The sequence below is a fragment of the Streptomyces sp. NBC_01506 genome, from assembly GCF_045040295.1.
Taxonomy (GTDB): domain Bacteria; phylum Actinomycetota; class Actinomycetes; order Streptomycetales; family Streptomycetaceae; genus Streptomyces.
The window spans coordinates 8,141,607-8,154,526 of record NZ_CP109422.1 but is presented as its reverse complement, the minus strand read 5'-3'; the positions used below and the strand labels follow the sequence as shown (position 1 = coordinate 8,154,526).

Here is a 12,920-nt window from a genome sequence, read left to right as displayed (position 1 = left end):
GCGATACGATCGCTCAGCCATGGAGAAGACGGGGAAGAACGCCGCGTACACCAGCTTTGTCGCCCTCGGGGACTCGTTCACCGAAGGCATGTCGGATCTGAGGCCGGACGGCTCGTACCGGGGCTGGGCGGATCTGCTCGCCGCCCGTCTCGCCGCCCGTGCACCCGGTTTCCATTACGCGAATCTCGCCGTACGCGGCAAGCTCATCGGCCAGATCCTCGACGAGCAGGTGGCCGCCGCCGCCGCGATGCGCGCGGACGTGGTGACGCTGGTCGGCGGGCTGAACGACACGCTGCGGCCCACGTACGACGCGGGCCGCGTCCTGGGGCAGTTGGAGGAGTCGGTCGAGCGCCTGGCACCGACCTGCGGGCGGCTGGTGCTGATGCGCAGCCCCGCCCGCCGGGGTCCGGTGATGGAACGGTTCCGGCCGCGCTGGGAGAAGCTGTTCGCGTTCATCGACGAACTGGCCGCGCGGCACGACGCCGTGGTGGTCGATCTGTACGGGGCACGGGTCCTCGGCGAACAGCGCATGTGGGACGTGGACCGGCTGCATCTGACCACCGACGGCCACCGCAGGGTCGCCGAGGCCGTGTGGCAGGCGCTGGGCATGGAGCCGGCCGACGACTGGCGCGCGGAGTTGGCGCCCGATCCGCCCGTGGGCTGGCTGACGCGGCGCACGGGGGACGCGCGGTTCGCGCGACAGCACCTGGGGCCGTGGATAGGGCGCCGGCTGACGGGCCGGTCGTCGGGGGACGGCAGGGCGCCGAAGCGGCCGGAGCTGTTGCCGTACGAGCCACTGCCGTACGAGCGGCCGTAGCCCTCGGCGGCCCGCGCCCGTGGGCGCGGCTCGGACCTGCGGGAAGTGCCACGTAGAATCCCGATACGTGACTGCTGCGTCTGTGAAGCCCCGTATCCCCAACGTCCTCGCCGGCCGCTACGCCTCCGCGGAGCTGGCCGTGCTCTGGTCCCCCGAGCAGAAGGTGAGGCTGGAGCGGCAACTGTGGCTCGCCGTGCTGCGGGCCCAGCGGGATCTCGGCATCGAGGTGCCCGAGTCCGCGCTCGCCGACTACGAGCGGGTGCTCGACCAGGTCGATCTGGCGTCGATCGCCGAGCGCGAGAAGGTCACCCGCCACGACGTGAAGGCGCGGATCGAGGAGTTCAACGCGCTCGCCGGTCACGAGCAGGTCCACAAGGGCATGACGTCGCGGGATCTGACGGAGAACGTCGAGCAGTTGCAGGTCCGGCTCTCGCTGGAGCTGATGCGCGACCGTACGGTGGCGGTGCTGGCGCGGCTGGGGAAGCTCTCCGGGGAGTACGCGGAGCTGGTCATGGCGGGCCGCTCGCACAATGTCGCAGCGCAGGCGACCACCCTCGGCAAGCGCTTCGCGACGGCCGCGGACGAGCTGCTGGTCGCGTACGGCCGTCTTGAGGACCTGCTCGCCCGCTATCCGCTGCGCGGGATCAAGGGCCCGGTCGGCACGGCGCAGGACATGCTCGATCTGCTCGGCGGTGACACGGCGAAACTCGCGGACCTGGAGGCCCGGATCGCGGGGCATCTGGGCTTCGCTCACGCCTTCACCTCGGTCGGCCAGGTGTATCCGCGTTCGCTGGACTACGACGTGGTGACGGCGCTGGTGCAACTGGCGGCCGGTCCCTCGTCGGTGGCGAAGACGATCCGGCTGATGGCCGGGCACGAGCTGGTCACCGAGGGCTTCAAGCCCGGCCAGGTCGGCTCGTCGGCGATGCCGCACAAGATGAACACCCGCTCCTGCGAGCGCGTCAACGGTCTGATGGTGATCCTGCGCGGCTACGCGTCGATGACGGGCGAGCTGGCGGGTGACCAGTGGAACGAGGGCGACGTGTCGTGCTCGGTCGTGCGTCGGGTGGCGCTGCCGGACGCGTTCTTCGCGTTCGACGGGCTGCTGGAGACCTTCCTGACGGTCCTTGACGAGTTCGGGGCTTTCCCGGCGGTCGTGGCCCGCGAGCTGGACCGCTACCTGCCGTTCCTGGCGACGACGAAGGTGCTGATGGCCGCCGTACGGGCGGGGGTCGGCCGGGAGGCCGCGCACGAGGTCATCAAGGAGCACGCCGTCGCGTCCGCGCTCGCGATGCGTGAGCGGGGCGCGGAGCGCAACGAGCTGCTGGACAAGCTCGCGGCCGACGGGCGGATGCCGCTGGACCGGGGGCAGTTGGACGCGTTGATGGCCGACAAGCTGTCGTTCACGGGCGCGGCCGGTGACCAGGTGGCCGCCGTGCTCGCGCGGATCGAGGAGATCGTGAAGCGGCACCCCGAGGCCGCCGGATACACGCCCGGGTCGATCCTCTGAGGCCCGAGGAGCTGGAGTCCGCCCGCGACCGCGTCATCCCCGACGTGGCCGCGGCCGGTCTGGGTGTTCTCTTCTGCGGGATCAACCCCGGTCTGATGTCGGCGGCGACGGGCCATCACTTCGCCCGGCCGGGGAACCGCTTCTGGCCGGTGCTGCGGCTCTCGGGCTTCACCCCGCGCCGGCTCGCGCCGTCCGAGCAGGACGAGTTGCCGTCGTACGGCCTGGGCATCACCAACGTCGTGGCACGGGCGACGGCGCGGGCCGACGAACTGAGCGCGGAGGAGTTCCGGGAGGGCGGCCGGATCCTGGTGGCGAAGGTGGAGCGACTGCGGCCCCGGCTGCTGGCGGTCGTCGGCATCACCGCGTACCGCACGGCCTTCGGCGACCGGCGCGCGACGATCGGCCCGCAGGAGCGGACGATCGGCGCCACCCGGATCTGGGCGCTGCCCAACCCGAGCGGTCTGAACGCGCACTGGACGGCGCAGACGATGGCGGAGGAGTTCGGCAGGCTGCGGGTGGCGGCGGACATGCCCGACAGGGTGGGTTAGGGCCTGCCACCCGCCGGGACCCTACGGCGGGTCGATGTCCGTCACGGCCACGAGCAGTTGGAACGGCTGCTCGTCGCCCTGCCAGGAGATCCCGGAGTCGCGACCCGGCGGCCCCCGGTCCGCCACAGACGCGCGTGGCCGACCCCGTCCGACAGCTCGCGCCACGGCTCCGGAATCGACGTGCCGTGCGGTGCTCACGACTCCGGTAAAGCGCCCCGCACCGACAATTGGTATGCCGTCAGGTGTTCGCGCGACCGGTCGCTTCCCGTCGTCATCGGGAGCATTCCGGCACGGTGGCGTTCGGCGTTCCGTCGACTGTTAGCCGCCTCGGCGACCACCGAGTACCATCCGGCAGACACGCGCACGAGCTGGGAGGACATACCGTGGGGCGGCTGACCGGCGGGGACCCTTCCTTGTTGCGGCGGATCAACTCCGCGGTGGTGCTGCACGCCCTGCGGGGCGCCGACAGCCCCACCTTCACCGACCTGACCCGGATCACCGGTCTGTCGCGGCCGACCGTCGAAGGCGTGGTCGAAGGGCTGATGGAGATCGGCCTGGTCATGGAGGCGGCGCCGGGCGAGGGCGAGGCCCGCAGACAGGGCCGTCCGGCCCGCAGATTCCGGTTCCGGGCCGAGGCCGGGCATCTGCTGGGGATCGAGATCGGCTCGCACCGGGTCGCCGCGCTGCTGTCGGGTCTCGACGGCCGGATCATCGGCGCCAGTTCGCGCGAGGCCACACAGACCGCGTCGGCGGACGAGCGGCTGGACCGGGTGCGGGTCGTGGTCGCCGACGTGCTGCGCCGCACGGGGGTGGCGCGCAGTTCGCTGCGGGCCGTCGGCGTGGGCAGCCCCGGCATCGTGGAGGCCGACGGGACCGTACGGCTCGGTACGGCGCTGCCCGAGTGGACGGGACTGGCGCTCGGCGAGCGGCTACGGCGTTCGTTCCGCTGTCCGGTGCTGGTGGAGAACGACGCCAACGCGGCCGCCGTGGCCGAGCACTGGAAGGGCGCGGCCACCGAATCGGACAACATCGTGTTCGTCCTGGCCGGTCTCAGCCCGGGGGCGGGATCACTGATCGGCGGCCGGCTGCACCGCGGTTTCCACGGCGCGGCCGGTGAGATCGGCGCGCTGCATCTGCTGGGCCGCGAGGTGACGCCGGAGAAGCTGCTGTCGACCACCGACGAGCCGCTGCATCCGCTGGACGAGCGGGCGGTGGCCCGGGTGTTCGCGCTGGCCAAGCAGGGTGACGTCGAGGCGAAGCAGGCGATGGAGCGGTTCATCCAGCGGCTGGTCCACGACGTGGCCGCGCTGGTCCTGGCGCTCGATCCCGAGCTGGTGGTCGTCGGCGGCTGGGCGGCCGGTCTCGACGGCGTACTCGACCCGCTGCGCGACGAGCTGTCCCGCTACTGTCTGCGCCCGCCCCGGGTGACGCTGTCGCTGCTGGGTGAGGCGGCGGTGGCCACGGGCGCGCTGCGGCTGGCGCTGGACCATGTCGAGGAGCAGTTGTTCGCCGTCGACGGGACGGTGACGGCCCGCCGCTGAGAGCGACGGGCCGGCGGCGCGGCGCGGACGGGGTGAGGCGACGCGCGGGTGGGGTGAGGCTGCGCGGGTGGGGTGAGGCTGCGCGGTCAGGAGGCCCTGCGCTCGTCCGTGTGGTGGCTTATCTCGACGTCACCGGTGTCCCCGAAGGTGAGCCGGCAGGTGTCGGCCCGGTAGGTGGCCAGCGACACGGCGGCCGTACGGCCCCCGGCGAGATAGCGGGTGGTGACCACGAGCACGGGCGCGCCGGGCAGCCGGTCCAGCTCCTTGGCGTCGTCCACGCGGGCCGAGCCCAGCTCCACGGCGCGGTCCTGGCCCTCCATGCCGAGCCGCTGAAGCTCGCGCAGCACGCTGCGCGCGCGGGCGGGACCGGAAGGGATGTCTATGGCGGGCAGCTCGGGCACCGACTGCGCGGGGACGTACAGCAGCTCGGCCGCCACGGTCTGGCCGTGTGTCACACGCGTCCTGCGGACCGTGTGGACCTCGTCCGCCACGTCCGTACCGAGCATCTTGGCCACGGCGGCGGGCGCCGTGGCGAGCACCGAGTCGACGGGCTGCCAGGCGTCCGGGTCCGCGCCCGGCCACTCCTGCTGGGTGGTCGACACGTCGACACCCATACGGGGCGGCGCGACGGTCGTACCGACACCGCGGCGGCGCTGCAACCGGCCTTCGAGTTCGAGCTGTTCGAGTGCCTGACGGAGCGTGGCGCGCGCGACGCCGAAGCGGGCGGCGAGGTCGCGCTCGTTCGGCAGGACCTCCCCGACCGCGAAATCGGAGTCGAGTGCTTCGCCCAGCACGGTCTTGAGGTGCCAGTACTTCGGCTCCGGCACCGTTTCGAGCTGCGTGGTCCCCACCGTGATCCTCCGCAATCGCCGTGTCCCCGGCGGCTTTTCCATGCACTTGTTTATTAAAGGTTCCTGCACTAACTCTCCGAGAGTAGGACGGCCGATCGTCTTGGTCAAGACCAATCCTGTGGGCACCACGCGACGGAATCGCACTCTGCCACAGACCGTTCACGCAGAGTTCGCGGGTTTGGCGTGAAACAACAACATCAGCAGGTGGGAGCGGGGGCGGCGGGGACCTGGTGTGTCGGGACAGACACATACAGGCACGTCAGGGGGTGGGTACCGGTTCCTTCTCCGCGACCCCCCGCGACTCGTCCCGTGCCCGGAACGCCCCGGCGCCGAGCGCCACTCCGATGCCCACCAGCAGGCTCCCGGCCGCCTGCGCGGGGCCGTACGTGCCGGTGCCGACGAGAGGTGCGGTGAGCGCCGCCGACACCGGGATGAGGCCGGAAAAGAGCGTGGCCCGTTCCGCGCCGATGCGCTGCATGCCCATGTACCAGCAGATGAAGCCGATCACCGTCACCACGGCCGCCTGCCAGCCGAGCGCGAACGCCTCCTCGCCGGTGGGCATACGGACGAACCCGGCGCCGTCCAGGACCAGTCCGGCGATCGTGGACTCGACCGCGGCGACGCCGGCCACCGTCGCGGAGAGCAGCCTGGGCCCGAGCGGACGCAGCACCGGTACGGCGAGTACGGCGAAGCCCACCTCGCCGACGAGCGCGGCGACCGACCAGAAGAGGCCGGCCCCGTCCGTACGGCCCCAGCCCTGGACGGTGAACGCGCCGACGGCGACCAGCAGCGCGCCGTACACGACGGGGCGCGCGGGGCGGCGCCGGCTCAGCAGGGGGAAGAGGACGGCGACGACGACCGGCGCGCAGCCGACGAGGACGCCGGGGACAGCGGGCTCGGCGGTGCGTTCGGCGGCGAGGACGGACAGGTTGAAGCCGACCATGCCGACACCGGCGACGGCGGCCAGCCGGCCCCACTGCCTGCAGGTGAGGGCGCGCAGGGGCGCGGCGGCGCCCCGGGCGACGAGCGGGAGGAGCAGCAGACAGGCGATGCCGTAGCGCACGGCCTGGCCGCCGGCGTACGGGTAGTCGCCGAGGACGCTGTTGGCGGTGAAGGAGGCGCCGACGAGCGTGCAGGCGAGGGCGGCGAGGAGCATGCCGCTCAGGGAGGTGCCCCGTGGGGTGGCTGTCATACCGGCGACGTTACGGATCAAGAGTGGTCCGGTTTAAGGTCCACTTCTATGAAGGTATCGGGAACCACTTCGGGCAACCTCTCTCTTTGCGACGGGAACGGGACGGCCGCCGGGGCGCCCACCGCGTGGACCGACGCGTGGGACGTGCTGCTCGCCTCCGCGCCGGCCCGCCGGCGTGGGCGTGTGCTCCAGTCGGCCCTGCGTGAGGCGGTGCGCTCGGGGCGGCTCGCGGCGGGCACCCGGCTGCCGTCGAGCCGTGAACTCGCCGCCGATCTCGGTGTCTCGCGCGGCCTGGTCACCGACGCGTACGAACAGCTCACGGCCGAGGGCTATCTGCGCAGCGGCCAGGGCTCCGGCACCTGGGTGGGCGACGCCGTACGGGCGGCGGCCCCGGCCGCGCGTGACCGGGCGCCCCATCGACCGGGCGCGCGGGCCGACTTCGTACCCGGTACGCCGGACCTCTCGCTGTTCCCGCGGGCCGCGTGGGGCGCCACGCACCGGGCCGTGCTGGCGCGGCTGCCGCACCGTGCGCTGGGCTACCCGGATCCGCGGGGCCTGCCGGAGCTGCGTACGGCGCTGGCGGCGCTGCTCACCCGGCGGCGCGGGGTGGTGGCCGATCCGGAGCGGCTGCTGGTCTGCTCGGGGGTGTCGCAGGCGATAACGCTGCTCGGCTTCGCGCTGCACCGGCGCGGGGTGCGCACCGTGGGTCTCGAGGACCCCGGCAGCCCCGAGAACAGCGCGGTGCTCGGCGCCGCCGGGCTGCGTACGGTGCGGCTGCCGCTGGACTCCGAGGGTCTGGTGCCGGGTACGGCGGCGCGGGCGGGCGTACGGGCGGTGGTGGCGACGCCGTCTCATCAGTACCCGTCCGGTATCGCCTACTCGGCGGCGCGCAGGACCGAACTCCTCGACTGGGCGCGGTCGGTGGACGGTTTCGTCCTGGAGGACGACTACGACGGGGACTTCCGTTACGACCGGGCCCCGGTCGGCGCGTTGCAGGGACTGGACCCGGAGCGCGTCGCGTACATGGGCTCGGTCAGCAAGTCGATGGCGCCGGGGCTGCGGATCGGCTGGCTGCTGGCGCCTGAGGAGCTGACCGAGGAACTGGTCGAGCGCAAGCGCACCATGGACCTCGGGAATCCCGTGCTGGAGCAGGCGCTGCTCGCGGACTTCGTCGAACAGGGCGGTTACGACCGCCACTTGCGCCGCTGCAAGCTGGCGTACCGGCGGCGCAGGGACACGCTGATCGCGGCGCTGGCCGAGCAGTTCCCCGGCACCGAGGTCAGTGGCATCGCGGCGGGTCTGCACGTCATCGCGGCTCTGCCGGAGCGTTACGGTCCCGAGTCGCGGTTCCTTCGGCGGGCGGCGGGCGCCGGTGTCGCGCTGCGCGCGCTGGCATACCACGGCACGGCGCGGCCGGACGACGGCCGGGTGCGGCTGGTGATGGGGTACGCGCACCAGTCGCCGTCGGACATCACGCGCGGGGTGCGGCTGCTGGCGCAGGCGGTCGGGCGGGGCTGACGCCCACGTGGTGGGCGGGTGACGAAGGCGGGTGGTGGGGGCGGGTGTTCATCCGGGGTTCGTGTGCCGGCCGCCGCCGGGCGCTACGTATGGCACGTCGCACCAGGCACACCGGCCCCACACCGGACTCCGTACCCACACCGGACTCCGTACCCGCATCGGACTCCGTACCCGCATCGGCACCAGCGCCCGCACCGACCCGCCGCAGGAGGCACATCGATGACGAACAGTTCCCGGAATCCCGCCACGGACCGCCGCACCGTGCTGCGCGGCTCCCTCGCCGCCTCCGCCGCGCTGGCCCTTCCCACGGGCGCGGCCGTGGCCGGGACGATCGCCGGCGCCGCACCCGCCCAGGCGCTCTCGGGCCGGCCGAGCGCCGACTGGGGTGTCCAGACGGGCGATGTCACCTCGTCCTCCGGATTGGTGTGGATCCGCTCCGACCGGCCCGCGCGGATGCTGGTGGAGACATCGGCGACCAGTTCCTTCAGCCGTAGGCGCACCTGGCGCGGCCCGCTCCTCGGCCCCGGCACCGACTTCACCGGGACGACGCCGCTGCGCGGGCTGCCCGCCGGTGAGCAGGTGCACTACCGGGTGACGCTGGCCGATCCCGACGACCCCCGGCGTACGAGCGAGCCGGTGTACGGCACGTTCCGTACGGCCCCGGCGCAGCGCCGGCAGGGCGTGCGGTTCCTGTGGTCGGGCGACATCGCGGGCCAGGGCTGGGGCATCAACCCGGACATCGGCGGCTATCGCGCGTACGACGACATGCGCCGGCTCGACCCCGACTTCTTCCTGTGCAGCGGTGACACCGTCTACGCGGACGGGCCGCTGGTGCCGTCCGTGACGCTGCCGGACGGGCGGATCTGGCGCAACCTCGTTACGGAGGAGAAGTCCAAGGTCGCCGAGACGCTGGACGAGTACCGGGGCAACTTCCGCTACAACCTGCTCGACCACAACGTCCGCCGGTTCAACGCGCAGGTGCCGACGATTGTGCAGTGGGACGACCACGAGGTGCGCAACAACTGGTATCCGGGGCAGATCCTGGACGACGTCCGTTACCAGGAGAAGAACGTCGACGTGCTGGCTGCGCGCTCGAGCCAGGCGTTCGGCGAGTACTTCCCGGTGCCGACGCTCCAGGCGCGCGGCGAGGACCGGCGGGTGCACCGGGTGGTGCGGTACGGGCCGCTGCTCGATGTGTTCGTGCTGGACATGCGCTCGTTCCGCAACGCCAACTCCCCCGGCCGGCAGGCCGACGACACGACGGGCATTCTCGGCGCCGAACAACTCGACTGGCTCAAGCGCGAGTTGTCGCGCTCGCGCGCGGTGTGGAAGGTCATCGCCGCCGACATGCCGATCGGTCTGGTCGTGCCGGACGGTACGGCGAACATCGAGGCGATCGCGCAGGGCGACCCGGGCGCGCCGCTGGGGCGGGAGCTCCAGATCGCGGACCTGCTGCGGTACATCAAGCACCGGCGGATCACCGGCACGGTGTGGCTGACGGCGGACGTGCACTACACGTCGGCGCAGCACTACGAGCCGGAGCAGGCGGCCTTCAAGGACTTCGCGCCGTTCTGGGAGTTCGTGTCGGGTCCGCTGGCGGCGGGCGGGTTCCAGGCGAACGCGCTGGACGCGACCTTCGGGCCGAACCGTGTCTTCGTACAGGCTCCGGACCGGGCGAACGTCTCGCCGATGGAGTCGCCGCAGTACTTCGGCGAGGTGGACATCGACGGCGGCAGCGGCGAGTTGACGGTGCGGCTGCGGGCGGAGGGGAACAAGGTGCTGTTCACCAAGGTCCTGAAGCCGGGCCGGGTAGGCCAGTAGGGCGTGTCTTGTGGGTCAGGCCGGATCAGGGAGCGGGGTCTGGTGCCGTGCATCGCAAGGCGGAGGAAGGAGCAGATGCGGAGCATCGGCGACTGACGACAACGCGGCGAGGTGCGGCACCAGGGCACGCGAGCCCGGCAAGATCCACAAGACACGCCCTTAGGGCGTGTGCGACGGGGGCGGGTAGCCTCGCGGGAGGACGCGGGCCCCGCCCCGGTCGTCAAGGTGGAACGGGGCGCGGCCGTCTCGCGCCATAAATCAGCCAAAAGTAGTTGATAGGCGAACAGAAGCATCTTTTACCCATCAGTCACAGTACGTTCGTGATCGCGCAACACCGTTGCGTCACAGTGAGGTCATGACCGATGTGACTTCATCGAAGAGTGCCCGGCGCCCCCATCACTGGCGCCGGGATCTCGTCGAACTGGCCGCCCTGTTCACCGCGGTGGCGGTCGCCGACGCTGTCGCGAACATGATCGCGCACGGGCCGGACGGACCCGTCCTGCTCGTCGCCTCCGCGATCGCCCTGATCATCACGGCCGGATTCCACACCTGGTGGTCAAGACACCACGGCCACGCACCACCGCTTGACGCCCCGTCAGGAGGCGGCATCCCGGCCGGGGCCGAGCCCGAAGCCGGGCCCGAGGACACGTCCGAGGAGAAGACCGCGAAGCAGAACGACACCGCCACCGCGCTCTGGCGGATGCGCGCCACCGTGCGTGACGCGCCCGGTTCGCTGGCCGCGCTGTGCACGGTCCTCGCCCGCCGCCGGGTGGACATCCTCACCCTTCAGACGCACCCGCTGGCCGCCGGCACCGTCGACGAGTTCCTGCTGCGCGCGCCTGCCTCGCTGCCCGCGCGGCAGCTCACCCGCGAGATCTCCCTGGCGGGCGGCAGCGACATCTGGATCGAGCGCGCCGACGCGCACGATCTCGTGGACGCCCCGACCCGGGTCCTGGGCCTGGCCACCCGTACCGCCCTGGACGCCGCCGAACTGCCGCTCGCCCTGCGCCAGTTGCTCGGCCGCTGCACGATCCACTCGCTGCCCGCCGTCTCCTCCACCGGCCGCCCGACCGGCGAGAGCGCCCCCGTCGAGGGCGTCCTGGAGAGCACCACGATGCGCATGCGCGACCCGAACGGCGGCGTGATCACCGTCGAGCGCCACCATCTGCCGTTCACGCCGACCGAGTTCGCCAGGGCCCGCGCCCTGGTCGAGCTCGACGCGCGACTGGGCCCGCGCGTCCCGCGCAGCCGCGACGTCCTGACGCTGCCCGAGGGCAAGATCACCGTGCGCCGCGCCGACCAGAGTGATGTCGACGCGGCGTCGGCGATGCACGAGCGCTGCTCGGAGCACACCCTGGACCTGCGCTACCACGGCCCCGTGGGCGACGCGGACCGTTACCTCGACCATCTGCTGAGCCCGCGTCACGGGCGGACGCTCAAGGTCGAGACGGCGTCCGGACGGCTTGTGGCGCTCGGCCATCTCCTGTGGGACGGCGACGAGACCGAGGTCGCGCTGATCGTCGAGGACGCCTGGCAGCGGCGCGGAATCGGCTCCGAACTTCTCGGCCGGCTGGTCGCGCTCGCCGTCGAGGCGGGCTGCGCGAGCGTGTACGCCGTCACGCAGGCGTCCAACACCGGCATGGTCGCCGCCATGCGCGGGCTCGGTCTGCCGCTCGACTACCAGATAGAGGGTGGCACGCTGGTCGCCACCGCCCGCCTCAGGGAGACGGACGAACGGCAGGCGCCCGCCACGGACGAGACACCGCACGGGACCTCGTACGGAACGTCGTACGGAACGTCGTACGGGATCCCGCCGGGAGCTACGTACGGGACGGGGTACGAGGTGCCCCACCAGGAGCCGCACCAGGCGCCGTTCGGGACTCCGGAGATCGCGGCGCACGACCACCGGGCCGGGCGCTGAGCGCTTCGGTCAGATCCCGCCACAGGTCCTCGACGTCCTCCAGACCGACCGACATCCGCAGCAGCCGCTCGCTCACCCCGGCCGACCGCCGGTCCGACTCGGCCACGATCCGGTGGCTGATGGAGGCCGGGTGCTGGATGAGCGAGTCCACGCTGCCGAGGCTGACCGCCGGGGTGATCAGCCGGACGCCGGCGATCACCTCGTGCGGGTCCCCGTACACCTCGAAGGAGACCATCGCCCCGCCGATTCTCGGGTAGTGGACGCGGGCGACGCGCGGGTCGGTGGCCAGTCTGCGGGCCAGGTCGGCGGCGGTGGTCGAGGCCGCCCGTACCCGCACCGGCAGCGTCGACAGACCGCGCAGCAGCAGATAGCCGGCCATCGGGTGCAGGACACCGCCGGTCGCGAACCGCACCTGGCGCAGCGTGCGGGCGAACTCCTCGTCGCACGCCACGACACCGCCCAGGACGTCGCCGTGCCCGCCGAGATACTTCGTCGCGCTGTGCAGGACGAGCCGCGCGCCGTGCTCGACGGGCCGTTGCAGGACGGGAGTGGCGAAGGTGTTGTCGACCAGCAGCGGTATCGAGCCGCAGGCGTGCGCGACGGCGGCGATGTCGACCTCCGCGAGCGTCGGGTTCGCGGGGGTCTCCAGCATCACCAGGCCGGTGCCGGGCCGTATCGCGTCGGCGATGCCCGCCGGATCGGTCCACGTCACCTCCGTACCGAGGAGCCCGGCGGTCAGCAGGTGGTCGCTGCATCCGTAAAGAGGACGTACGGCGACGACATGGCGCAGCCCAAGGCCCGACCGTGCGAGCAGGACGGCCGTCAGCGCCGCCATGCCGCTGGCGAAGGCCACCGCGCTCTCGGTGCCCTCCAGTGCGGCGAGCGCCGTCTCGAAACGGGCCGTGGTCGGGTTGTCCAGGCGCGCGTAGACGGGTGGTCCTTCGGGGCGTGCGCCGGTGGCCGCGAACTCGTCTATCCGCGCGGCCTCGGCACGGGTGTCGTAGGAGGGGTAGGTGGTCGACAGATCGATCGGCGCCACGTGCACACCGAGCCGCGCCAGATCCTCGCGCCCCGCGTGCACGGCCTCGGTCGCGAGCGCGCGGGGGAAGGCCGCCGGGAACGTCGCCGGGAGGGGTGCGGGTTCGGTGACGGGGTGGGCTGCGGGGTGGGCTACGGGTTCGGCCATGCCGCCGGCATCCAT

General features: G+C 72.3%; 11 protein-coding genes. 7 read left to right on the top strand and 4 right to left on the bottom strand.

Translation table 11 applies throughout. The features are described from left to right. Positions 1-19: 19 nt before the first annotated feature. The 3 genes from OG329_RS36630 (at position 20) to mug (ending at position 2,875) form a co-directional block, all read left to right on the top strand. Positions 20-817 carry an SGNH/GDSL hydrolase family protein gene (locus tag OG329_RS36630; protein WP_405800992.1) on the top strand — a complete coding sequence of 266 codons (798 nt, stop codon included), beginning with the start codon at positions 20-22 and terminating at the stop codon, positions 815-817. A gap of 67 nt (positions 818-884) precedes the next feature. Further along, positions 885-2,327 (top strand): adenylosuccinate lyase, encoded by a 1,443-nt coding sequence (purB, locus tag OG329_RS36625; RefSeq protein WP_405800991.1) that lies wholly within the window; start codon positions 885-887, stop codon positions 2,325-2,327. Continuing rightward, a complete protein-coding gene (gene mug / locus OG329_RS36620; RefSeq protein ID WP_405802206.1) occupies positions 2,324-2,875 on the top strand; it encodes a G/U mismatch-specific DNA glycosylase in 552 nt (183 codons plus the stop codon). Before purB ends, mug begins: the two co-directional genes overlap by 4 nt. Before the next feature lie 21 nt (positions 2,876-2,896). Here mug and OG329_RS36615 read toward each other — a convergent pair whose 3' ends face one another. Beyond that, positions 2,897-3,073 (bottom strand): hypothetical protein, encoded by a 177-nt coding sequence (locus OG329_RS36615; protein WP_405800990.1) that lies wholly within the window; start codon positions 3,071-3,073, stop codon positions 2,897-2,899. A 185-nt stretch (positions 3,074-3,258) separates the two neighbouring features. Between OG329_RS36615 and OG329_RS36610 the strand changes: the two genes are divergently transcribed. Further along, positions 3,259-4,416, top strand: a complete 1,158-nt coding sequence (locus OG329_RS36610) for an ROK family protein (protein ID WP_405800988.1) — start codon at positions 3,259-3,261, stop codon at positions 4,414-4,416. An 86-nt stretch (positions 4,417-4,502) separates the two neighbouring features. Here the strand turns inward: OG329_RS36610 and OG329_RS36605 are convergent, their stop codons facing one another. Together OG329_RS36605 and OG329_RS36600 are read right to left on the bottom strand one after the other, a co-directional pair. Continuing rightward, positions 4,503-5,267: a GntR family transcriptional regulator gene (locus tag OG329_RS36605; RefSeq protein ID WP_405800987.1), complete on the bottom strand. Its 765-nt coding sequence runs from the start codon at positions 5,265-5,267 to the stop codon at positions 4,503-4,505. A 259-nt stretch (positions 5,268-5,526) separates the two neighbouring features. Continuing rightward, entirely contained in the window at positions 5,527-6,459 is a 933-nt protein-coding gene (locus OG329_RS36600) for a DMT family transporter (protein ID WP_405800985.1), read from the bottom strand. 48 nt (positions 6,460-6,507) lie between these two features. Here OG329_RS36600 and OG329_RS36595 point away from each other — a divergent pair, with 48 nt between their 5' ends. From OG329_RS36595 to OG329_RS36585, 3 genes are all read left to right on the top strand, one after another. Then, a complete protein-coding gene (locus tag OG329_RS36595; RefSeq protein WP_405800984.1) occupies positions 6,508-7,977 on the top strand; it encodes a PLP-dependent aminotransferase family protein in 1,470 nt (489 codons plus the stop codon). Between the two features lie 219 nt (positions 7,978-8,196). Further along, entirely contained in the window at positions 8,197-9,798 is a 1,602-nt protein-coding gene (locus OG329_RS36590; RefSeq protein WP_405800983.1) for an alkaline phosphatase D family protein, read from the top strand. A 364-nt stretch (positions 9,799-10,162) separates the two neighbouring features. After that, positions 10,163-11,719 (top strand): GNAT family N-acetyltransferase, encoded by a 1,557-nt coding sequence (locus OG329_RS36585; protein WP_405802205.1) that lies wholly within the window; start codon positions 10,163-10,165, stop codon positions 11,717-11,719. On the opposite strand, the gene OG329_RS36580 is transcribed toward OG329_RS36585, so the two are convergent. Then, the gene (locus OG329_RS36580; protein WP_405802203.1) at positions 11,619-12,920 is read right to left on the bottom strand and encodes a trans-sulfuration enzyme family protein; all 1,302 of its coding nucleotides are present in this window, start codon (positions 12,918-12,920) and stop codon (positions 11,619-11,621) included. The two genes, OG329_RS36585 and OG329_RS36580, sit on opposite strands and share 101 nt — an antisense overlap.